Annotated in this window: 20 protein-coding genes; all 20 read left to right on the plus strand. The window is 70.0% G+C overall.

What is annotated here, in order from left to right:
* The first annotated feature begins 663 nt into the window (after positions 1-663).
* Positions 664-1,512, plus strand: coding sequence for a hypothetical protein (locus BKH20_RS05925; RefSeq protein ID WP_075390326.1), 849 nt, complete (start codon positions 664-666; stop codon positions 1,510-1,512).
* Positions 1,509-2,609, plus strand: coding sequence for an HAD-IIA family hydrolase (locus tag BKH20_RS05930; protein ID WP_081381612.1), 1,101 nt, complete (start codon positions 1,509-1,511; stop codon positions 2,607-2,609). Before BKH20_RS05925 ends, BKH20_RS05930 begins: the two co-directional genes overlap by 4 nt.
* 96 nt (positions 2,610-2,705) lie before the next feature.
* The gene (locus BKH20_RS05935) at positions 2,706-2,960 is read left to right on the plus strand and encodes a hypothetical protein (RefSeq protein WP_075390327.1); all 255 of its coding nucleotides are present in this window, start codon (positions 2,706-2,708) and stop codon (positions 2,958-2,960) included.
* A 1-nt stretch (position 2,961) separates the two neighbouring features.
* On the plus strand, positions 2,962-3,834 hold the full coding sequence (locus BKH20_RS05940) for a TlyA family RNA methyltransferase (RefSeq protein ID WP_075390328.1): 873 nt from the start codon (positions 2,962-2,964) through the stop codon (positions 3,832-3,834).
* Positions 3,835-3,968: 134 nt separating this feature from the next.
* Positions 3,969-4,931 (plus strand): NAD kinase, encoded by a 963-nt coding sequence (locus tag BKH20_RS05945; protein WP_075390363.1) that lies wholly within the window; start codon positions 3,969-3,971, stop codon positions 4,929-4,931.
* The gene (recN, locus tag BKH20_RS05950) at positions 4,928-6,736 is read left to right on the plus strand and encodes a DNA repair protein RecN (RefSeq protein ID WP_075390329.1); all 1,809 of its coding nucleotides are present in this window, start codon (positions 4,928-4,930) and stop codon (positions 6,734-6,736) included. The genes BKH20_RS05945 and recN overlap by 4 nt, the downstream gene beginning before the upstream one ends.
* Positions 6,733-7,938, plus strand: a complete 1,206-nt coding sequence (gene steA / locus BKH20_RS05955) for a putative cytokinetic ring protein SteA (RefSeq protein WP_075390330.1) — start codon at positions 6,733-6,735, stop codon at positions 7,936-7,938. The genes recN and steA overlap by 4 nt, the downstream gene beginning before the upstream one ends.
* Positions 7,939-7,996: 58 nt before the next feature.
* Entirely contained in the window at positions 7,997-8,926 is a 930-nt protein-coding gene (locus tag BKH20_RS05960) for a copper transporter (RefSeq protein ID WP_075390331.1), read from the plus strand.
* A 96-nt stretch (positions 8,927-9,022) separates the two neighbouring features.
* Positions 9,023-9,940: a hypothetical protein gene (locus BKH20_RS05965; protein WP_075390332.1), complete on the plus strand. Its 918-nt coding sequence runs from the start codon at positions 9,023-9,025 to the stop codon at positions 9,938-9,940.
* Positions 9,940-11,586: a murein biosynthesis integral membrane protein MurJ gene (gene murJ / locus BKH20_RS05970; protein WP_075390333.1), complete on the plus strand. Its 1,647-nt coding sequence runs from the start codon at positions 9,940-9,942 to the stop codon at positions 11,584-11,586. Before BKH20_RS05965 ends, murJ begins: the two co-directional genes overlap by 1 nt.
* Positions 11,583-12,740 (plus strand): glycosyltransferase family 4 protein, encoded by a 1,158-nt coding sequence (locus BKH20_RS05975; RefSeq protein ID WP_075390334.1) that lies wholly within the window; start codon positions 11,583-11,585, stop codon positions 12,738-12,740. Before murJ ends, BKH20_RS05975 begins: the two co-directional genes overlap by 4 nt.
* Before the next feature lie 69 nt (positions 12,741-12,809).
* The gene (locus BKH20_RS05980) at positions 12,810-14,624 is read left to right on the plus strand and encodes a CTP synthase (protein ID WP_075390335.1); all 1,815 of its coding nucleotides are present in this window, start codon (positions 12,810-12,812) and stop codon (positions 14,622-14,624) included.
* Positions 14,625-14,677: 53 nt separating this feature from the next.
* Positions 14,678-15,349 (plus strand): NUDIX domain-containing protein, encoded by a 672-nt coding sequence (locus tag BKH20_RS05985; protein WP_143224954.1) that lies wholly within the window; start codon positions 14,678-14,680, stop codon positions 15,347-15,349.
* An 87-nt stretch (positions 15,350-15,436) separates the two neighbouring features.
* Positions 15,437-15,685: a hypothetical protein gene (locus BKH20_RS05990; RefSeq protein ID WP_256693051.1), complete on the plus strand. Its 249-nt coding sequence runs from the start codon at positions 15,437-15,439 to the stop codon at positions 15,683-15,685.
* Between the two features lie 597 nt (positions 15,686-16,282).
* Positions 16,283-17,017 carry a helix-turn-helix transcriptional regulator gene (locus BKH20_RS05995; protein WP_075370996.1) on the plus strand — a complete coding sequence of 245 codons (735 nt, stop codon included), beginning with the start codon at positions 16,283-16,285 and terminating at the stop codon, positions 17,015-17,017.
* Positions 17,014-18,453: a Fe-S cluster assembly protein SufB gene (gene sufB, locus BKH20_RS06000; RefSeq protein ID WP_004564693.1), complete on the plus strand. Its 1,440-nt coding sequence runs from the start codon at positions 17,014-17,016 to the stop codon at positions 18,451-18,453. The genes BKH20_RS05995 and sufB overlap by 4 nt, the downstream gene beginning before the upstream one ends.
* A 92-nt stretch (positions 18,454-18,545) precedes the next feature.
* On the plus strand, positions 18,546-19,808 hold the full coding sequence (gene sufD / locus BKH20_RS06005) for a Fe-S cluster assembly protein SufD (RefSeq protein ID WP_075390337.1): 1,263 nt from the start codon (positions 18,546-18,548) through the stop codon (positions 19,806-19,808).
* A gap of 68 nt (positions 19,809-19,876) precedes the next feature.
* On the plus strand, positions 19,877-20,626 hold the full coding sequence (gene sufC, locus BKH20_RS06010; protein ID WP_075390338.1) for a Fe-S cluster assembly ATPase SufC: 750 nt from the start codon (positions 19,877-19,879) through the stop codon (positions 20,624-20,626).
* 162 nt (positions 20,627-20,788) lie between these two features.
* Positions 20,789-22,141, plus strand: coding sequence for a SufS family cysteine desulfurase (locus tag BKH20_RS06015; protein ID WP_075390339.1), 1,353 nt, complete (start codon positions 20,789-20,791; stop codon positions 22,139-22,141).
* Positions 22,142-22,143: 2 nt separating this feature from the next.
* Complete coding sequence (gene sufU / locus BKH20_RS06020; protein ID WP_075370992.1) at positions 22,144-22,620, plus strand: Fe-S cluster assembly sulfur transfer protein SufU; 477 nt, start codon at positions 22,144-22,146, stop codon at positions 22,618-22,620.
* The last annotated feature ends 11 nt before the right edge of the window (positions 22,621-22,631 follow it).

Raw genomic sequence — 22,631 nt, forward strand, 5'->3', positions numbered from 1 at the left:
AGGACACCACCGAGCACAAACTAACTGGTTGTCGGGCCGGTCCCCTCACGCAACACGTGCGGGGGACCGGCCCGACAACCGTTAACCCCCACACAAACAACAACACAGGACACCAACCAGCGACCGCCACGCGACGTGCTGCTGGTACCTGTTACGCCTGAGTGCCTCCGGCCAGGTAGGCTCCTCCCAGGTATTCAAGGACAGCGGGGGAACTGACGGCAGTCCCGGAGTGAAAGAAGGACCATGGCGTATCAGGACCGTCAGCACGGCTCGGACCACGGCGATGCAGGTCGGCGTCGCCGCGGCAGTGAGCGTTACGGCTTCGGGGCGCGTCGCCGTGTCGCAGAAGAGGATGGCCATTCTCACCGAAGGGATCACGGGGGCCGGGACGACTGGCGCGACGAACGGCGTCGCGACGGGGACAGCGGCGACAGGCGCGGTGACCGCAACGGTAGGCGGCCAGGTCGTTTCAACGACCGCTCCGGGCGGAAGGACTCGCGGGACAGACGAGACGACCGGCGTGGTCGTCTGCCGCAGCGTCAGCGCGTTCCCGAGCCCAAGGTTCCGGACGAGGTTCAGCCCGGAGACCTCGAGCGCGGTGCACGGGGTGAGCTGCGGGCCCTGGGCCGCGCCAACGCTGAGAACGTCGCTCGGCACCTGGTGATGGTTCAGCGCCTCCTCAATGAGGATCCTCAGGCCGCCTACGAGCACGCGCGCTATGCCGCCTCTCACGCGGGCCGCGTTGCCGTCGTCCGGGAGACGGCCGGGATCGCCGCGTACCTCGCCGGCCACTACAGCGAGGCGCTCCGAGAGATTCGCGCCGCCAGGCGCCTGTCCGGTCTTGACCTCCACCGGGCCATCGAGGTCGACTGCGAGCGAGCACTGGGTCATCTCGACAAGGCCCTCCAAGCCGCTCAAGCGGCCGATCTACGCCAGCTCGACGAGATCGAGCGGGCCGAGCTGGCCATGGTCGTCTCCAGCCTCCGCCACGACATGGGCCAGACGGATCTCGGTTTGATCATCATCGAGGACGCCATCAGGGCACGGCCCTCCGACAGTGAGACCCTCCGACGCCTGCACTCCGTGCGCGCCGACCGGCTCGAGGAGCTCGGCCGGCACCAGGAGGCCGAGGCCATCCGTGACCGTATCGGCCCTGAGCCGGTGGAGGAGGACGAGGTCGAGGTCTTCGACATTGAGGACGACTACGACTCCGAGGCCCAGGAGGAGGACAGTCCGGAGCGCTCCGGTACGCAGAGCGCCACCGCTTCTGATGACGACACAGGCGACGAGTCAGTGAGCGAGGCGGCCGAGGCTTCGCGGGCCTCGGACGGGGCCGCTCAGGACAAGGCCTCAGCGGACCTCGATGAGCATGACGAGCCTATGAGCCAGGATGAGGACGCTCAGTGGTCGCAGTCCTTCTCCGAGCGCGTCGAGGCCGAGATGGCCGAGCTGCTCCAGGACGCGCAGGACACGCCGACGCCTTCCACCAACGCCTCTGGGGAGCCCCGATGACCATGCCCCAGGCCACTGATACCGCCGTCCCCGCCACCCTGATCGGTAGCGAGCAGCCACTGTGCGTCGCCTACGACGTCGCCCTGCTGGACCTCGACGGCGTCTGCTTCGCAGGCCAGGCCCGAGTGCCCCACGCCGCCGACAACGTCAACGCCGCCCGCCAGGCCGGAATGCACCTGTCCTTCGTCACCAACAACGCCTCACGGGCCCCTCAGACGGTCGTGGACAAGCTGGCAGACAACGACATCACCGCCGAGGCATCGGAGGTCTTCAGCGCCGCCATGGACGCGGCCGCCATGCTCACCGAGCACGTCGAACCGGGCTCCATGGTGCTCGTCGTCGGCGGCGACGGCGTCCGCCAGGCCCTCCTTGACGAGGGCTTCCAGGTGACCAGCAGCGCGCAGGACGAGCCGGTCGCCGTCGTCCAGGGCTGGGACCCGGCGGTCGACTGGGCGCTGCTGTCCGAAGGCGTCTACGCCATCAATGCTGGGGCCCTCCATGTGGCCACCAACCTCGATGCGACCCTGCCCACCGAGCGGGGTTTCGCCCTGGGCAACGGCAGCCTCGTGGCCGCCGTCGTCCACGCCTCGGGCAAGGAGCCCCTGGCCGGAGGCAAGCCCTTCCCCGGGATCTACACGCGCGCCCTCAAGCGGGCCGGTGGGACCAGGCCCCTGGCCGTCGGCGACCGGCTCAACACCGACCACGTCGGGGCCCGGGCCGCCGGGATCCCCGGGCTGCACGTCCTCACCGGTGTCTCCGACGCGAGAGACGTCATCTGTGCGCCGGCCACCGAGCGTCCCAGTTTCCTTCACACCGACCTGCGGGGCCTGACCGAGCCCCACCCCGAGCCCGTGCGAGTTGAGCTCGACGGCCAGCTGTGGTGGCGGGTCGGCAGTCGTAGCGCCCGAGTCCTCGGTTCCGGGCTCGAGCTCCAGGACGCCGGCGCCGTGTCCTGCCCGGACGGCAGTGCTGTGCGTATCGACCTGGACTCCTACCGGGCGCTGGCCGTGGCCGCCTGGGATTGGGCTGACGCCCAGGTCCGCCGGGGTGAGGCCGCAGAGCTGGAGGTGCCCGAGATCGAGGTGATCGAGCCCTGAGATACCGGTCGGGGCCGGTGAGGCTCCTACCGGGGAGAAGAGCAGCGCGCAGCGGCAGCGCGAACGATGTCGAAACGATATCGATGGGAGTCAGGAATGAGTGGCAACGAGTCGAGAACCGACGTCGGGGAGGAGAGTCCGGTGACGGCGGACTCCGCGCACCGGCCGGCTCCTCGGCCGCCGGTGCCCTCGCCCCCGCGAGCCGACGTCGCCCTGACGGCGGCGCAAGGGCTCCACGACCACGCCGACGAGCTCGCCCAGATCGCTCAGATGCCCTTGGAGGAGCGCGCAGCCGCCCTGGCCGCCATCCACGAGGACCTCGCCGCCGTCCTGCACAAGGCGGAAGGCTGATATGGCCCGGCTCATCCGCATCGACTCAGAACTCGTGCGCCGGGGGCTGGCCCGCTCCCGCACTCACGCCGCCACCCTCATCACTGACGGTCATGTCACCCTCGACGGCGAGGTCGTCACCAAGCCCGCCCGGCAGGTCAACCCGGCCCAGGCCATCGAGATCCTGGTGCCTTCCAAAGACGACTACGTCTCCCGCGGCGCCCACAAGCTCGCCGGTGCCCTGGATGCGCTGGGGCGACGCGGCCTGGCACCCCGCGTTGAGGGACGCCGCTGCCTGGACGCCGGCGCCTCGACCGGCGGCTTCACCGACGTCCTCCTGCGCCGCGGTGCTGAGCACGTCGTAGCCGTTGACGTCGGCTACGGCCAGCTGGCCTGGTCGCTTCGCTCCGACCCCCGCGTCACCGCCCTGGACCGCACCAACATCCGTACGCTGGATCCCGAAGCCGTCGCCCCCGCCCCGGAGCTGGTCGTGGGTGACCTGTCCTTCATCTCCCTGACCCTGGTCCTCGAGCCGCTGCTGCGCGCCGCGGCCGACGACGCCGACCTTCTGCTCATGGTCAAGCCCCAGTTCGAGGTGGGTAAGGACCGGATCGGGCACGGGGGAGTGGTGCGCGACCCGGAACTCCATGTGGAGACCGTCATGACGGTGGCTGAGCGGGCCCATGCCCTGGGCGTGGGAGTCGAGGCCGTGACCGCCTCCCCCCTGCCGGGACCAGCCGGTAACGTCGAGTACTTCCTGAGCATGCACGCCTCCCGCGCCGGGTGCCCCGGGGACCTGAGCGGGGACGAGCTGCGCTCCAGCATCGAGGACGCCGTCGCCGCCGGCCCCGCGGCGCTCGGTCCACGACGACGCAGAACAAGGACCCGCCCATGAGCAAGCTGAGCCTTTCAGACACCAGTGCTGCGGCGCGCCCGACCGACCCCGCCGACTCTGTCGACTCCGCAGGCCTCCGCCAGAGCTCGCAGCAGCCGGGAGCGGAGCAGCACGGCCGGAGGATCTCGCGCGTCATGCTGCTGCAGCGCGAGCTCAACGACAAGCCCGTCCCCGTCCCCAGGCCCAGTGCCCCGACGGCCACCGCCGTGGCCCGGGCCTCGGCGGCGCTGCGTGCCCACGGAGTCGAGCCGGTCGGCCCGGACTGCACCGACCACGTCGACCTCGTCCTGGTGCTCGGCGGTGACGGCACGATCCTGCGCGCCTTCGAGATCGCCCGCGAGCGCGACATCCCCCTGGTGGGCATCAACACCGGCCACGTCGGCTTCCTGGCCGAGGCCGACCCCGACGGCATCGAGCAGGTGGTCGCGGATCTGGTCGCCGGCCGCTACACGGTCGAGACCCGCACCACCTTGAACGTGGAGGTCATCTGTCCCGACGGGACGGTCACGCGCGACTGGGCCCTCAACGAGGCGGCCCTGGAGAAGCGCGACCGCGCCCGCATGATCGAGGTCGCCATCGGCGTCGACGGCCAGGCCGTCTCCTCCTTCGGCTGCGACGGCCTCATCATGTCCACCCCCACCGGATCGACCGCCTACGCGTTCTCCTGCGGAGGCCCCGTCATCTGGCCCGAGGTCGAGGCGCTCCTCCTGGTGCCCGTGGCTGCGCACGCCCTGTTCACCCGCCCCCTGGTCCTGGGGCCCAACTCCTGCATGGAGGTCGTCATCCAGCGAGTGGGTTTCGGAGGCGCCGAGATCTGGTGCGACGGAAGACGCAGCCTGGACGTGCCGGTCGGCGCCAGGATCCGCGTCACCCGGGCGGAGCGTCCGGTGCGCCTGGCACGTTTCAACGAGGCCCCCTTCGCCAGTCGCCTGGTGCGCAAGTTCGACCTGCCCGTGGAGGGATGGCGGGCCTCCAGCAGCGCCGATGAGGCCCACTCGCCCGAGGAGGACGCGCTGCACCAGCCGAATCTCTCAACCTCCGGCAAGAAGAGCGCCGAGAGCGAGCGCCGGCGGAGCTCCTCGGGAGGGACGGCGTGATCGAGTCTTTGCACATCGAGGACCTCGGTGTCATCGAGGAGGCCGACCTTCCCCTCAGTCGTGGCCTGACCGCCCTGACCGGTGAGACCGGCGCCGGCAAGACGATGGTGCTCACCTCCCTGGGGCTGCTGCTGGGGCAGAGGGCTGAGACCACTATCGTGCGCACCGGTGCCGAGCGCAGCCTGGTCGAGGGCGCCTTCCTGGTCGACCCGGACTCGCGTGTCGCGGCCCGCGTCATCGAGGCCGGGGGTGATCTCGACGACGACCTCCTCCTGGCCTCTCGCACGGTTCCCGCCTCCGGACGTTCCCGCGCCTACCTGGGAGGGCGCTCCGTGCCGGCCTCGGTCCTCAGCGAGGTGGGGGGCCGGCTGGTCTCCGTCCACGGTCAGGCCGACCAGCTGCGGCTGCGCTCGACCGCGGCCCAACGCGCTGCTCTGGACTCCCTGGGCGGCCAGGACCACGCCGCGCTGTGCCGGCGCTACGCCCGGGCCTACCAGGCGCGCCGACAGGCCGGCCAGGAGCTCCAGGAGTGGCAGGCATCGGCTCACGCCCGGGCCGTCGAGGTGGCCCAGCTGCGCACCTGGCTCGAGGCCCTGGAGGAGGTCGACCCCCGCAGCGGTGAGGACCGGGAGCTGACGGCGGAGGCCGAGAGACTCGACCACGCCGAGGACCTGCGCAGGGCTGCCACGGGGGCCCGTACCGCCCTCAGTGGAGAGGAGTCCTCCACCGGGCAGGCGCCCGACGTCGTCTCCCTCATCGCCTACGCGCACCGCAGCCTGGCCGCCGAGTCCGACCGTGACCCCGCCCTGGCCGAGCTGTCCGCGCGCACCCAGCGACTGGGCATCGACGCAGCCGATATCGCCGCCGAGCTGGGCGGGTACCTGTCCGCGCTGAGCGCCGACCCGGCTCGCCTCGCCCAGGTCCAGGACCGCCGCGGGGAGCTCGCCCGCGCCTGCCGGGAGATCGGCGGGCCTCAGGAGCAGCTCGACGACATCGACGCCCTCCTGGCCTGGGGCGAGCGCGCGGCCGCGCGTCTGGCCGAGCTTGACGGCCCCCAGGACACTGCCACCGTCCTGGCCGAGCGCCTGGCCGCCGCCGACGAGGAGCTGGCCGGTGCAGGCGCGGAGCTGAGCCGGGCGCGTCGGCGGCTCGGCGAGCGTCTTGAGCAGGCCGTCACCGCGGAGCTGGAGGGCCTGGAGATGAAGGGTGCCCGGCTCGTCGTCGAGCTGGACCGGCTTGATGAGCCCGGTCCCACCGGCCTGGAGAGCGTCGCCCTTACCCTCGTCTCACACCCTGGCGCGCCCGCCCTGCCCCTGGGGAAGGGGGCCTCGGGAGGCGAGCTGTCCCGCATCATGCTCGCCCTGGAGGTGGTGCTCGCTGACGCCGCGGCCTTAGCGCGCCCCTCGACCCACACCCGCACGCTCGTCTTCGACGAGATCGACGCCGGGGTGGGAGGCCGGGCCGCCCGGGAGATCGGTAGGCGCCTGGCTCGTCTGGCACGACACCACCAGGTCATCGTCGTCACCCACCTGGCGCAGGTGGCGGCCTGGGCCGACACCCACCTCGTGGTGCGCAAGGAGACAGTGACCGCCCCCGATTCCGGTCCCGACCCCGTAGAGGCGCCCGCAAGGAATGTGAGAAAGTCCCAGCCGGGACGCACCCGCACACAGGTCTTCGTCGTCGAAGGCCAGGAGAGAGAACGGGAGCTGGCCAGGATGCTCTCCGGGCACGAGGACTCTCAGGCCGCGGTCCGGCACGCCGCTGAGCTTCTCCAGGAAGCAGTCGTGGGACAATCCGAGCCGTGAGGAATCCCTTCCGCAGGAAGTCTGCGTCCGTCTCCGAGCATCCCAGCGGTGTCGTGCGCGTCGACGCGCGCACGAAGAAGCTCACCAAGCGTCTCCAGCCCGGGGAGATCGCTGTCATCGACCACACCGACCTCGATCGGGTGGCCGCCGAGGCTCTGGTGGAGTGTGGTGCCTCAGCGGTCCTCAACGCCTCCCCGTCCATCTCCGGGCGCTACCCGAACCTCGGCCCCGAAATCCTCCTGGACGCGGGAATCCCCCTCGTGGACGACCTGGGCCCCGACATCATGCGTCTGCACGACGGCCAGCGCATCACCGTCGAGGACGGCTCGGTGCGGGTCGAGGGTAAGGAGCAGGTCGTCGCCGAGGGCCAGGTCCAGACCAAGCAGACCGTTGCCGAGGCCATGGAGGAGGCCAAGAAGGGCCTGTCTGTCCAGCTGGAGGCCTTTGCCGCCAACACCATGGAGTACATGCGCGGGGAGTGGGATCTGCTCCTCAACGGCGTCGGCATGCCCTCGCTGACCACGCAGATGAGCGGCAGGCACGTCCTGGTGGTCGTGCGCGGCTACTCCTACAAGGAGGACCTGCAGGCGCTCAAGCCCTACATCCGCGAGTACAAGCCCGTCATCATCGGGGTCGACGGAGGCGCCGACGCCGTCCTGGACGCCGGCTTCAAACCGACCCTGATCGTGGGCGACATGGACTCCGTGTCCGACAAGGCACTGACCTGCGGCGCCGAGATCGTCGTCCACGCCTACCGCGACGGACGCGCCCCGGGCCTGGCCCATGTCGAGGAGCTCGGGGTCGAGCATCATGTCTTCGCCGCCACCGGCACCAGTGAGGACATCGCCATGCTCATGGCCGATGAGGCCGGTGCCGAGATCATCGTGGCCCTGGGGACGCACGCTACCCTGCTGGAGTTCCTCGACAAGGGGCGCGCCGGCATGTCCTCGACCTTCCTGACCCGGCTCAAGGTCGGTGGTCGTCTCATCGACGCCAAGGGCGTCTCCCAGCTCTACCGCACCCGCATCTCGGGGTGGTGGCTGCTGTTCCTGGCCCTGGCGGGCACCTTCGCCCTGGCCATCGCTCTGATGTCCACACCCGGTGGACAGACCTTCCTGGGCCTGTCCGGCGCCGTGTGGGACGACGTTGTCAACTTCTTCCGCTCACTGCTGGGCCTGGCCCCGAACTCACCTACCGTCTAACGACCCCCGCCCATCTGAGAGGCAGCCCCTCTCACGGTCATTCTCAAGGTCTTCAACCATGATCGACTTCCGCTATCACCTGGTATCGCTCATCTCCGTGTTCCTGGCTCTCGCCGTCGGGGTCGTCCTGGGAGCCGGCCCCCTGCAGAACTCCCTGGGGACCGCGCTCAACGACCAGGTCACCGCCCTGCGTGAGAACCGCAACGCCACCCAGGCCAAGCTCGAGCAGACTGAGACGGCCGTCAACGAGCGGGACTCCTACATCACTCAGGCCGCCAGCAGCCTCCTGCCCGGGACCCTGGCCTCCAAGAGCGTGGCCATGGTACTTCTGCCCGACGCCAAGGCCGAGGACGCCGACGCCATCACCACCCAGCTCAAGAGCGCAGGCGCCACCGTCACCGGTCGAGTGAGCCTGACCAGCACCTGGGTGGATCTGTCCCGGGAGAACTACCGCTCCACCTTCTCCGGACAGGTCCAAGGGCACCTGGGCAGCACCAACTCCCAGGACGCCAACGGCATTCTGGGAGAGGCACTGGCCAAGGCCCTCACCTCCAACGACGACTCCTCCCGAGTCCTCATGGACATGCTGTCAGTGGACAAGTCCGGCACGCCCTTCGTCACCGTGGACTCCACGCCCACCGCTCCGGCGGAGATGATCGTCGTCGTCGGGCCGCGCCCGCAGGCCTCCTCCGGCAAGGGCGCAACGGTCGAGGCCTCACCGGGTCAGGACCCCAAGGCCTGGGCCAAGGCGCTGGAGGGTACAGCCGGCCGTGCGCCCACAGTTGTCGTCGGCTCAGCCGACGGTGACGACGGCGTCGTCGGCATCATCCGCTCCGAGAAGGCGAAGGTGACCACCGTCGACTCCATCGGCCAGATCGCCGCCTTTGTCTCCACACCCCTGGCCCTGGCCTCCACCCGAGCGGGAACCATCGGCCACTACGGCTTCGACGAGGGAGCCGAGGCCGTCATGCCGCCAGTGACCAAGTAGTCCCTGTCCTCAGGCGACTCAGCCGACTCAGGGGCGGCAGCCGCGTCATGAGTGGCGACGCCGCGATCCGTCCTCGTACTGCCTTAGGCTGAGACCATGGCTGGCACGATCACGCGAGTAAGCTCCTGCGCCCGAGGACTGGCGAGGGTGGGCCTCAAGGCGGCGGGCACCGCCCTGTCCTGGTCCGCCTGTCTGGCGCCCATCGCCCAGGGACTGGAGCGCACCAACTTCCACGGCCGCACCGTGAGCCTGCGCGGGGGCGTCGGGGCCGCAGCCGGCGCCGTGACGGCAGGGATCGAGGCCGGCAGACTCCTGCGGGCCAGGACGGCCTCTCCCTCACGGGTAGGGCTCGCCGCCACCCTCGCGGCGGCGGCCGGCGGGTGCGCCGGCCTGGTCGACGACCTCGATGCCGGGGCCCACGACGGCGACACCCCCGCCAAGGGGCTCAAGGGCCACCTCACCGCCCTCGCCCACGGACGCGTCACCACCGGAGCCCTCAAGATCGCCGTCATCGGCTCAGGGGCACTTGTCAGCGGTGTCCTCCTGGCCCGCCACCGCAGCTCGGGCACAGGCGCACGTCCGCTGGCGTCCAGCGCCGTCGACGCCGCGTCCAGCGCCGTGGTCATCGCGGCCTGGGCGAACCTGCTCAACCTGCTCGACCTGCGCCCCGGACGGGCGCTCAAGACCGCCTGCATCGTGAGCGCCCCGCTGCTGGTCACCACCGGACGCGACGGTGAACCCACCCGGATGCTGGCCGCGGGCACCCTGGGAGTCAGCCTCACGGCCCTGCCGGAGGACCTCCTGGAGAACACGATGCTGGGGGACACCGGGGCCAACGCCGTCGGCGCCCTGCTGGGAACCGCCCTGGCGTGCCACCCCCACGCCGCGGTGCGCGCCGGGGCCGCTCTGAGCGGGGTGAGCCTCATCCTGGCCAGCGAGAAGGTCTCCTTCTCCCGCGTCATCACCGACACCCCGGTGCTGGCCGCACTCGACGGGCTGGGACGCCGCCCCTGATGGCATCCCAGCAACGCCGCGGCGGCCTGCTCTCAGCGGCCGGGTCCGTCGCCGGCCTGACCCTCGTCTCCCGCGTCCTGGGGTTCCTGCGCTGGCTCGTCCAGGCCGCCACCGTCGGCACCGGCACGGTGGCGGGCGCCTACACCACGGCCAACCAGCTGCCCAACACCCTCTACGAGGTCGTTGTCGGAGAGGTCCTGGCGGCCACGGTCGTTCCGCTCCTGGCCGCACCGATCGCCGCGGGCAGGCGCGAGGAGGTCACCGCCACCGCCTCGGGGCTGCTGGGTCTGGTCCTGGCGGTCCTGACCCCGCTGTCCCTGGGGCTCATCGTCCTGGCCGCACCGATCGCCTCCCTGTTCCCCACCTCCCAGGGCGTGGACCCGGCGCTCCAGCACGAGCTCGTCGCCTCCTTCCTGCGCATGTTCGCCCTGCAGGTGCCCATGTACGGAGTGGCGGTCGTCCTCACCGGGGTCCTCCAGGCTCACAACCGCTTCACCTGGCCGGCTCTGACACCGATGCTCTCCAGTCTTGTGGTCATGGCGACCTACGGGCTCTACGGGGTGCTGGCCGGCGGTGAGGACGCAGCCGCTTCCAGCCTCGCCCTCCAGGTACTGGGCTGGGGCACGACCCTCGGGGTGGCCGCGCTCAGCCTGCCGCTGCTGTGGCCGGTCCACCGGCTGGGGCTGGGACTGCGCCCCACCCTGAGACTGGGGGGCGCCCAGGCCCGGCGGGCGCTGCGGCTCGGTGGGGCCGGGGTGTGGACGATCCTGGCTCAGCAGGTGAGTGTCCTGGTGGTCCTGGCTATGGCCCGTTGGGGCGGGCAGACCGGCACCGCGGCGGTCTACCAGTACACGCAGGCCGTCTACGTCCTTCCCTACGCGGTGCTGGCCGTCCCGGTGGCCACCGTTCTCTACCCCCGTCTGACCGCCGCCTTCGAGGCCAGCGAGCTTTCGCCGAGCAGGCCCGGCGGCACAGGTGGCGAGGACGTCACGCGCCTGGTGGCGACCTCCACGGCCCTGGTCACCGCCGTCGCCGTGGCCGGAACCGCCATGCTCCTGGCCGCCAGCGCCGCCGCCGAGCGATTCTTCTCCTTCAAGCAGGTCGACGGGATGGGCCAGGCGCTGGCCGTCCTGGCCCCGGGACTGATCGGCTACGCCCTCATATACCAGGTCACTCGGGTCCTGTTCGCCGCCGACCGCTCTCGGCCCGCCGCCCACGCCACCGCGACCGGCTGGCTGACCGTGGCGGTGGCCAGCGCCGCCTGCGTGCGCCTCATGGCGCCCTCGGGCGGGGACGGGCGCGCCACCCTCGTGGCCCTGGGAATGGGCACGACCATTGGGATGACGGTGGCGGGGGTGAGCCTGCTGGTCGTTCTGGCCCGGGTCATGGGGCGCCGGGTGCTGCGCGCGACCCTGACGGCGCTCGTCGCGGGGCTGCCCGTGGCCCTCGCCGCCGGGCTGGCTGTGCGTGCGGCGACCACCCGCGTCACCTCCCTGCCCCTGGCCGTTGTCACCGCCGTGATCGGTGCTGCTGCGGCCGCAGCCCTCGTCCTGGTGGTCATCCACCTGGCCGATCGCAGCCTCCTGGCATCGGTACGCGGTGGGAGGACGACGGTGAGAACGAAGGATGACAAGGAGAGACCATGAGCGGTGTCGATGCCACGAACGAGCCCGGTGCCGCGCCGGGCATGCACGCCGGGCGCCGGAGGATCCTCCAGGTGTGCGGATCGGCCGCCGGAGGGGTGCGGGCCCACCTGGCCGACTGCGCCCGGCTCCTGGCCGCCGACGGCCACGACGTCATCGTCGAGGCGCCCGCCGCGGTCCTTGACACACTGGATGTTGAGCCGGCTCGCGCCGAGGCACTCGAGATCGGCCCCCGCCCCAGCCTCAACGACTCCCTGGCCGTGGCCAGGCTGCGTCGGTTGGGCCGGCGCGCCGACGTCGTTCACGCCCACGGCCTGCGAGCCGGGGCCCTGGCCGCCCTGGCCCTGGGACGACGCCGCCGCGGACGCACCCGCCTGGTCGTCACCCTCCACAACCTCACCATCGGGGGACGCCTGACCACCCTGGTGGGGGAGAGGCTCGAGCGGCTCATCGCCCGACGCGCTGACCTCATCCTGGCGGTCAGCCCCGACCTGGCCGAACGGGCCCGGGAGTTCGGCGCCCCACGCGTCGAGCTCGCCATCATTCCGGCAGTGCCCCCACAGCAGCCCACCGAACCGGACCTCTCCGACCCGGCTGCGCCGGAGGAGGCCTGGCCGCGGGGGAGCGCCCGCCTCCTGACCGTCGCCCGCCTGGCTCCCCAGAAGGGCCTGCCGCTGCTGCTCGAGACCGCCGCGATCCTCTCCCGCGAGGTCGACGCCGGCCGGCTGGCGGCCTTCATCTGGGCCCTCGCCGGAGACGGTCCCGGCCGCGAGGAAGCCGCTGAGCGCATCGCCGCCGAGCAGCTCCCGGTCACCCTCCTGGGGCGGCGAACCGATGCTCCGGCCCTCATGGAGGCCGCTGACGTCGTCGTCCAGACCAGCCTGTGGGAGGGCCAGCCCCTCACCATCCAGGAGGCCCTGCGCTCAGGCACCGCGATCGTGGCCACCGACGTCGGCGGCACCGCCGTGACCGCCAGGGGAGGAGCCGTCCTCGTGGCTCCCCAGGCCCAGGCCATCGCCGAGGTGCTCGGAATCCTCCTGAGCGACCCCGAGGCCCGCTCCCGCGCCGCCGAGCGCGCTCACGAGGCGGCAGGGCGCCTTCCCGGACTCGAGGACCTCGCGGTCCAGTTGCGTCAAGCAGCTCTGGCTCAGGACTGAGCGCAGATGACGTCAGCAGGACGCTCGTGCGTCGGGCAGGTTTCGCCGGGCCTGTTATCTTGAAACTCCGTGATCAACGCAGCCTCACGTCTTCAGCCCACTCAGGTCCCCGTACCGCGCCACATCTTCGTCACCGGCGGCGTCGTCTCCTCCCTCGGCAAGGGACTGACTGCCGCTAGCCTCGGGCGACTCCTACGGGCCCGCGGCATCAGCGTTGTCATGCAGAAGCTGGATCCCTACATCAACGTCGACCCCGGCACGATGAACCCCTTCCAGCACGGCGAGGTCTTCGTCACTGACGACGGCTCCGAAACCGACCTCGACATCGGGCACTACGAGCGATTCCTCGACGTGAACCTCTCCGGCAAGGCAAACGCTACCACCGGACAGGTCTACTCCACTGTCATCGCAAAGGAACGGCGCGGAGAGTACCTCGGCGACACCGTCCAGGTCATCCCGCACATCACCGACGAGATCAAGCGTGTCATGCGCGCTCAGGCCGAGCCCGACGACGACGGCAACCTTCCCGACGTCATCATCACCGAGATCGGCGGCACCGTTGGAGACATCGAGTCCCAGCCCTTCCTCGAGGCCGCCAGACAGGTGCGCGCCGATCTGGGGCGCGACAACGTCGCCTTCGTCCACGTATCCCTCATTCCCTTCCTGCCCGCCGCTGGAGAGCTCAAAACCAAGCCCACCCAGCACTCGGTGGCCTCACTGCGCAACATCGGGATCCAGCCCGACGCCCTCGTCCTGCGCACCGACCGGCACCTTCCCGAGGGGATTAAGGGCAAAGTGGCACTCATGTGCGACGTCGACCGTGACGCCGTCGTCGAGTGCAAGGATGCCGCCAGCATCTACGAGGTCCCTCCAACCCTCCACCGTGAGGGCCTGGACGCCTACCTCGTCCAGCGACTGGGCCTGACCTTCCGTGACGTCGACTGGACCGAGTGGAACAGCCTGCTTGAACGTGTCCACGCCCCCAAACACCGCCTTGAGGTGGCGCTCGTAGGCAAGTACGTCGACCTGCACGACGCCTACCTGTCCGTCTCCGAGGCGATCCGTCACGGCGGCTTCGCCAACCACGCCCGTGTCGACATCCGCTGGGTGGCCTCTGACGTCTGCGAGACCCCTGAGGGAGCCCAGCGGGCCCTCGCGGGCGTCGACGCGATCGTCGTACCGGGAGGTTTCGGTGTACGTGGGATCGAGGGCAAAGTCGGTGCTCTGCGCTGGGCCCGGGAGCACCGCGTCCCGACCCTCGGGCTGTGCCTGGGGCTGCAGTGCATGGTCATCGAGGCCGCTCGCAATCTCCTGGGCCTGAGCGCGGCCTCCTCCACTGAGATGGAGCCTGAGACTCCTGATCCGGTCGTGGCCACCATGGACTCCCAGCGCCAGATCCTCCACGGTGACGGCAACCTCGGAGGCACCATGCGCCTGGGCTCCTACCCGGCGGTTCTGACGGAAGGCTCGATCGTCGCTGAGACGTATGGAACCAATGAGGTCAGTGAACGCCACCGCCACCGCTTCGAGGTCAACAACGACTACCGGGAGCGCCTGGCCTCGGTGGGGCTACGAGTCAGCGGAACCTCCCCGGACGGTCGCCTCACTGAGTTCGTTGAGCTCGACCGCAGCCAGCACCCATATTACGTTGCCACCCAGGCCCATCCTGAGTTCCGCTCCCGTCCCACCCGAGCCCACCCGCTGTTCGCCGCGCTTGTGCGCGCAGGACTGGATCGTCGTCGGGAGGTCTACGCCTCTCACCGGCGTGGGGAACATGTCGTCCCGGGTGATGAACCGGCCGAGTGCTTCACCACTGCCAGCAGCGACAGCGGCGATACCATCAACTACGCCGATGCGTGCAGCGATGACGCGGACAACGAGTGAAGGAGCCGAGCGTGGACAGAACGGACAGCAGGGCCGCCGAGAATGACGACGTCGTGAGCGACACGAGCAGGCTCGTCGACGTACGCGAGTCGGGGCGGGAGCTGGTCTCCAGCGAGCGGGTCTGGAGCGGGCCGATCTTCGCCGTCGACGCCGACCAGGTGCGCCTCGAACCCGGTCAGGAGCCGGTGGCCCGTCAGGTCGTCGTCCATCACGACGCCGTCGTCGTCGTCGCCCTGCGCGAGGGCGAGGTATCCTCCCAGGCCGACGGCGCCGCGGAGATCCTCATGGTCCGCCAGTACCGCCATCCCGTGCGCGCCTGCCTGTGGGAGATCCCCGCGGGACTGCTCGACGTGGCGGGGGAGGAGCCCGCCGTCGCCGCCGCCCGCGAGCTCGCTGAGGAGACCGACTACGAGGCGGCCACCTGGAACACGCTGGCCGAGTTCTACGCCTCGCCCGGCTTCACCACCGAGGGAGCACGGATCTTCCTCGCCCAGGACCTGAGTCTGCTGCCCGAGGACCGACGCACCGTCCGCGAGGACGAGGAGGCCGAGTTCGTGCCCACCTGGGTCCGGCTGGACGAGGCCCTTAACGCCGTCATGGGCGGCCGTCTGCACAACCCCTCCACCGTCCTGGGGGTCCTGGCCACAGCCCAGGCCCGCACCCGCGGTTGGGCGGGGCTTCGTCCCGCTGACGCCCCCTGGCTGCGCAGCCCGGAGAGCCTGTAGGACGAGTCAAGGCACTTGGCCGTCCGCCACCCACCAGTGGGAGCACTTTCAGGCCGTCATCTCCTCGTCTTCTCCTGTGGCGATGACATGAAGGCTGAACCCGGCCCCGGCGGGGTGTGGGTCGCCGAGGGGCAGGGGGCGCTGGGGCCCTGGGATATCAACGGCGCCAGGTACGTGCGCCCAGAGCACCTCTATGCCGGTCAGTTGCTTCAGCTGCGCGACGGGGCGTGGGTCTTCACGGGCTTCGAGAACATCGTCAATGGTGAGTTCGTCGGAACGGCTCCGGACCTGCTGCCATGGGAGGACATCGAGCTTTTGCCGAGAGGTGGGCACTAGGGGGTTACGTCGTCGGTTGCCTGGACAGAGCGATCGGGGTGCCAGCCCAGGACCGGGCACGTCCCTGGCTCACTGCGCTGTGCCGGGTGGCGAGGCAGGCGCTGGGGCGCTTCTGCCCGGATGAGGCTGCTCAAGGCGGCCACCACGGCGACGTCGGACCGCGCCGGTTGCGTTCGGGAGCGTACCTGTCAGTCGAGGACTGCGTTATCCCGCAGACTACTGGGGCCTGACCTCAGTCGTCTGCGGGAGAAGTACGTCCTGGATGGACAACGCAGTCCTCGATGTGAACGGCCGGGCGTCCTGACCGACAACTAGTTAGGCGTTCCTAAGTGAGGTTCGCCTTTGATCGGGTAACGTGTTCAATCCCACCCTGCGGCGCTCCGTCGTGAACTTGCCAGTGTTGAATTCGGAAAGCAAGATCTTGGTTAAACTCGTGGCACGACGGCCAGGGACGCCTCGCAGGTCGACCCTGGGGTCTGTCTGAGGGCTGTCCGGCTCGGTCGGCTTGGCCGACTTGGCAAACAAGGACGTGGTCGAACCGGCCGCAACGGGATCAGGCCGTGAGACGTCGTCAGCGACTAGGGGAGGAGAGCAGTCATGGCGCAGAGCGACGAGGACTCTACCCGGGCGCGCGTTCTTGACCTCATCGCTGAAAAGGGTCCGGTGTCGGCGGCGCAGCTCGCCAAGGTCCTCAGCCTGACGCCGGCCGCCGTGCGCAGGCACATCACGGCCCTTGAGGACGCTGAGCAGATCGAGGTTCACACTCCGGCACAGACGGGTAAGCGTGGCCGCGGTCGCCCGGCCCGGCACTACGTCCTGACGTCCAAGGCCCGCACCTCCTTCGCGGAGGGCTACTCCGACCTGGCCAACCGCGCCCTGCGCTACCTGTCCCAGGTGGCCGGTGACAAGGCGGTCGACTCCTTCGCCGCGGCCAGGGGCCGTGACCTCGAGCGCCGCTACGCCACCGTCGTCGAGGCGGCCGGCAAGGACCCCTCGGAGCGGGCCCGCGCCCTGGCGGACGCCCTGACTCTTGACGGTTACGCGGCCTCGGTGCGCGACGTCGGAGACGGGTCCTTCGCCGTCCAGCTGTGTCAGGGCAACTGCCCGGTACGCGACGTGGCCGGGGAGTTCCACGAGCTGTGCGACGCCGAGACCCAGGCCATCTCCCGGCTCGTCGGCGTCCCGGTCCAGCGTCTGGCCACCCTGGCCGGAGGCGAGCACGTCTGTACCACCCACATTCCGATCGCCATGCCCGCGCTGCGCAAGCGCGCGGTCCGGGCGGCGGCTAAGACGCGAGGCCTTGAGACCAAGCGAATGGAAGGAACCCGATGACACTGCCGACAACCGAGACCACGCGTAGCACCGACGACGAGATCATCGACTCGATCTCGACGAGCTACGACTTCGGATGGCATGACTCCGACGAGGCCGGTGAGAAGGCCAAACGAGGCCTTGATGAGCAGGTGGTCCGCGAGATCTCCGCCATCAAGGGTGAGCCGGAGTGGATGCTGGCCAAGCGTCTCAAGGCCTACTCCACCTTCGAGCGCAAACCCATGCCCACCTGGGGCGTGGACCTCTCCCAGCTCGACATGGATGCCGTCAAGTACTACGTGCGCTCCACGGACCGGCCGGCCAACTCCTGGGACGACCTTCCCGAGGACATCAAGAACACCTACGACCGCATCGGCATCCCCGAGGCCGAGCGCGAGCGCCTGGTGGCGGGCGTGGCCGCCCAGTACGAGTCGGAGGTCGTCTACCACCAGATCCGCGGTGACCTGGAGGAGCAGGGCGTCATCTTCGTCGACACCGACACCGCCGTGCGCGAGTACCCCGAGCTCGTCAAGGAGTACTTCGGGACCGTGGTGCCCGCCGGCGACAACAAGTTCGCCGCCCTCAACACGGCCGTGTGGTCCGGGGGCTCCTTCATCTACGTCCCCAAGGGCGTCCACGTCGAGATCCCGCTCCAGGCCTACTTCCGCATCAACACGGAGAACATGGGCCAGTTCGAGCGCACGCTCATCATCGCCGACGAGGACTCCTACGTCCACTACGTCGAGGGCTGCACCGCCCCCATCTACTCCACCGACTCCCTGCACTCGGCGATCGTGGAGATCGTGGTCAAGAAGAACGCCCGCGTGCGCTACACGACCATCCAGAACTGGTCCAACAACGTCTACAACCTGGTGACCCAGCGCGCTACCTGCGAGGAGGGCGCCACCATGGAGTGGATCGACGGCAACATCGGCTCCAAGCGGAACATGAAGTACCCGGCCGTCTTCCTCATGGGCCCCCACGCCCGCGGTGAGGCCCTGTCCATCGCCTTCGCCGGCGCGGACCAGCACCAGGACACCGGCGCCAAGATGGTCCACATGGCGCCCCACACCTCCAGCCACATCGTCTCCAAGTCGATCGCCCGCCACGGTGGCCGCAGCGCCTACCGCGGACTGGTGCAGATCATGAAGAACGCCCGGCACTCCAAGTCCAACGTGCTGTGCGACGCGCTCCTGGTCGACGAGATCTCCCGCTCGGACACCTACCCCTACGTCGACGTGCGCACCGACGACGTCGAGATGGGGCACGAGGCCACCGTCTCCAAGGTGAGCGCCGACCAGCTCTTCTACCTCATGCAGCGCGGGCTGACCGAGACCGAGGCCATGGCCACGATCGTGCGCGGCTTCGTCGAGCCCATCGCCCGGGAGCTGCCCATGGAGTACGCCCTCGAGCTCAACCGGCTCATCGAGCTGCAGATGGAGAACTCGGTGGGCTGACCCACCGCAGCGGATCCTCCTCTTTCAGCCCACCCAGCCTTCGACCCACACCTCATCACACCGGCCTGCTGCCGGCCAAGGAGCACCTCCACATGCCTGAACTCTCCACCGACCACTCGAGCGCCACGCTCGACGGCGCCCACTCCCACGGCGGGCCGCGCTACGTCTCCTCGCGCGCCGACCGCCCCACCTCCTTCGACCCCGCCGACATCCCGGTGCCGCGAGGCCGCGAGGAGGAGTGGCGCTTCACGCCGATGAAGCGCTTCGCCCCGCTGTTCGACCTCGACGCCATCCGTGCGGCCGCCGTCGCCGGCCAGGGCGATGCCGGTGTACGTATCGAGGCGGACCTGCCCGACGGCGCGAGCCTGGAGACCGTCGCGCGCAGCGACGCCCGCATCGGCACCGTGGGTGCCCCGGTCGACCGCACCGGCGTCACCGCCTGGAACGGCACCGAGACCGCCACCGTGCTGACCCTGGAAGCGGGAGCCCGGCTGGAGCGGGCCGCCCGTCTGAACATCGTCGGCCAGGACGCCCAGCTCGCCCGCCCCACCGCCCAACACATTCTTATCGCCGCCGAAGCAGGCTCCAAGGGAACCGTCGTCCTGGACCACACCGGCACCGCCGCCCTGACCCAAGGCGTCGAGGTGACGGTCGCCGACGGCGCCGAGCTCGCCCTGGTGACCGTCCAGGGCTGGGAGGACGGGGCCGTCCACGCCTCCAACCACCGGGTCAAGGTCTGCGGCCGCGGCGTCCTCAAGCACGTTGTCGTCAGCCTCGGCGGAGACGTGCGCATCTGTCCCGACCTGGGCTTCTCCGGCGAGGGCGGCCACATCGACGCCTACGGCGTCTACTTCACCGATGCCGGCCAGCACCAGGAGCACCGCCCCTACGTGGCCCACACCGAGCCCCACTGCTACTCGCGCGTCACCTACAAGGGCGCCCTCCAGGGCGAGGGCGCGCACGCCGTGTGGGTGGGGGACTGCCTCATCGGGCAGGCCGCCCGCGGCACGGACACCTACGAGCTCAACCGCAACCTGGTCCTCACCGAGGGGGCCAAGGCCGACTCCGTGCCGAACCTGGAGATCGAGAACGGCAACATCGAGGGGGCCGGCCACGCCAGCGCCACCGGCCGCTTCGACGACCAGCAGCTGTTCTACCTGCGTGCCCGCGGCATCCCCGAGACCGAGGCCCGTCGCCTCGTCGTCCTGGGCTTCTTCAACGAGATCGTCGCCGAGATCGGTGTCGATGAGGTCGAGGAGCGCCTCATGGCCGCCATCGAGAAGGAGCTCGAGCTCACCGGACTCATCACCGCCCGCACCGACCAGGACCCCGCCGCCCAGCCGGCAGCCGAGTGACAGGCCGGACCCGCACGACGGTCCGCCCACCTGCAACCAGACCACGAACCAGCTGAAAGAAACGTCGCATGAGCACTCTGCAGATCAAGAACCTCCACGTCCAGGTCGCCACCAACGACGGCCCCAAGCCCATCCTCAAGGGCGTGGACCTGACCATCGACTCCCACCAGGTCCACGCCATCATGGGTCCTAACGGCTCGGGCAAGTCCACCCTGGCCTACTCCATCGCCGGGCACCCCGACTACGAGGTCACCGACGGTGAGGTCCTCCTCGACGGCGTCGACCTGCTGGAGATGAGCGTGGACGAGCGCGCCCGCGCCGGCCTCTTCCTGGCCATGCAGTACCCCGTCGAGGTCCCCGGCGTCACCGTGGCCAACTTCCTGCGCACGGCCAAGACCGCCATCGACGGCCAGGCCCCCAAGGTGCGCCAGTGGGTCGGCGAGGTCAACCAGGCCATGAAGAACCTGCGGATGGACCCCGCCTTCTCCCAGCGCGACGTCAACGCCGGCTTCTCCGGCGGTGAGAAGAAGCGCTTCGAGATCCTCCAGATGGAGCTGCTCCGGCCCCGCTTCGCCGTCCTGGACGAGACCGACTCCGGCCTGGACGTCGACGCCCTGCGCATCGTCTCCGAGGGCGTCAACCGCCTCCACGACGAGTCCGACGCCGGTTTCCTCCTCATCACCCACTACACGCGCATCCTGCGCTACATCAAGCCCGACTACGTCCACGTCTTCGTCGACGGGCGCGTGGTTGAGGCCGGTGGCCCCGACCTGGCCGATCGCCTGGAGGAAGAGGGCTACGACCGCTACCTCGCCTGACAGCCCTCACCGTGCCAGGGCCGACGACGGCGCACCGCGCATCCAGGCGTCGTCGCCGGCCCCGGCACTAAGGAAGGGGAACTAAGGTTCCTCGTGACCTCAGCCCCCCCGCCGTCGGCGACCATGCCCGGAACCGCTCGCACCGAATCGGAAAGGCACGTCATGACCCAGCCCACGGCCCCGCTCACCGGGGCGACTTCTGCCGGCGCGCTCAACGCGGAGGAGGTCGCCGCGATCCGCGCCGACTTCCCCTACCTGGGCCGGCCCGCCCGCAACGGCGAGGTGCTGGCCTACCTGGACTGGGCGGCCACGAGCCAGAAGCCCGCCGGCGTCATCACCACGGAGGCCGACTTCTACCGCACCTCCAACGGTGCGGCAGGGCGCTCGACCTACCAGCTCGCCGACGAGGCCACTGCCACCTTCGAGGATGCCCGCGACGCCGTCGCCGCCTTCGTCGGAGCGCGTGGCAGTGAGCTCGTCTTCACCAAGAACGCCACCGAGGCCATCAACCTCGTGGCCCTGGCCATCGGGCACGCCAGCCTGGGCCGGTCGGCCGCCCGCGGTGGCGGCCCCTCCGCGGCCGACGACCCGGCGCGGCGCCTCATCATCGGACAGGGTGACGAGGTCGTCGTCACCCGGGCTGAGCACCACGCCAACCTCGTGCCCTGGCAGGAGCTGTGCGCCCGCACCGGCGCCACCCTGCGCTGGCTGGACCTGACCGAGGACGGGCGCATCGATGCCGCCACCCTGGACGTCATCACCGAGCGTACCCGCGTCCTGGCCCTGACCCACGCCTCCAACGTCACTGGCGCGATTAGCCCGCTCGACCTCATCCTCCCGCGCGCCCAGCAGGCCGGTGCGCTCGTCATCCTGGACACCTGCCAGTCCGCCGCCCACCTCCCACTGAACTTCGGCGCGCTGAAGACCGCCGGTGTGGACGCCATGGTCCTCTCCAGCCACAAGATGCTCGGTCCCACCGGCATCGGTGCGCTCGTGGCCACCGAGGAGCTCCTGGCGGCGATGCCGCCGGTACTCACCGGCGGCTCCATGATCGAGATCGTCACCATGGAGTCGTCGACCTTCATGAGTGGCCCGTCCCGTTTCGAGGCCGGTAGCCAGCCGCTGGCGCAGGCCGCGGGATGGCGCACCGCCGTGGAGTACCTGGCCAGGATCGGCCTGGACCGGCTCCACGCCACTGAGCAGGTCCTGACCCGGCAGGTGCTCGAGGGCCTGACCCAGGTCCCCGGGCTGCGCCTGGTCGGTCCGTCCGACACCTCAGACCGCCTGGGTGTGGTCGCCTTCTCCATTGAGGGAGTCCACCCTCACGACGTCGGACAGGTTCTCGACGCCGCCGGCGTCGCCGTGCGCACCGGCCACCACTGCGCCCAGCCGATCCATCAGCACTTCGGCATCCACGCCTCCTCGCGCCTGTCCTTCGGGGCCTGCTCCACGCCCGAGGAGGTGGACCGCTTCCTGTCCGCCATCGCCGATGTCCGACGCTACTTTCAGAGGTGAGCATGAACGAACTCGACCAGCTCTACCAGCAAGTCATCCTCGACCACTCCCGTGAGCGCCACGGCTCCGGCGCCCTTGACGCCCCGGATGCCACCAGCCACCAGGTGAATCCCACCTGTGGTGACGACGTGACTCTGGGGGTGCGTGTCAAGGACGGCAAGATCGAGGCCGTCGGCTGGGAGGGGGACGGGTGCTCCATCTCCCAGGCCTCCATCTCCGTCATGCACGACCTCGTCAACGGTGCTGACCTGGCCACCGTGGCCCGCCTCGAGGCGGATTTCGACACCCTCATGCACTCGCGCGGCAAGGGCGTCGACGACGCCGTCCTGGACGACCTGGAGGACGGGGCCGCCTTCGAGGGCGTCTCGAAGTACCCCAACCGCGTCAAGTGCGCCCTGCTGGGATGGATGGCCCTCAAGGACGCCCTGGCCAAGTCCGGTGTCGCCCTGCCCGCCGTTGAGCCGAACGACCCCGAGTAGCCCGACCGTCC

The sequence above is a fragment of the Actinomyces oris genome (genome assembly GCF_001937445.1).
GTDB lineage: Bacteria > Actinomycetota > Actinomycetes > Actinomycetales > Actinomycetaceae > Actinomyces > Actinomyces acetigenes.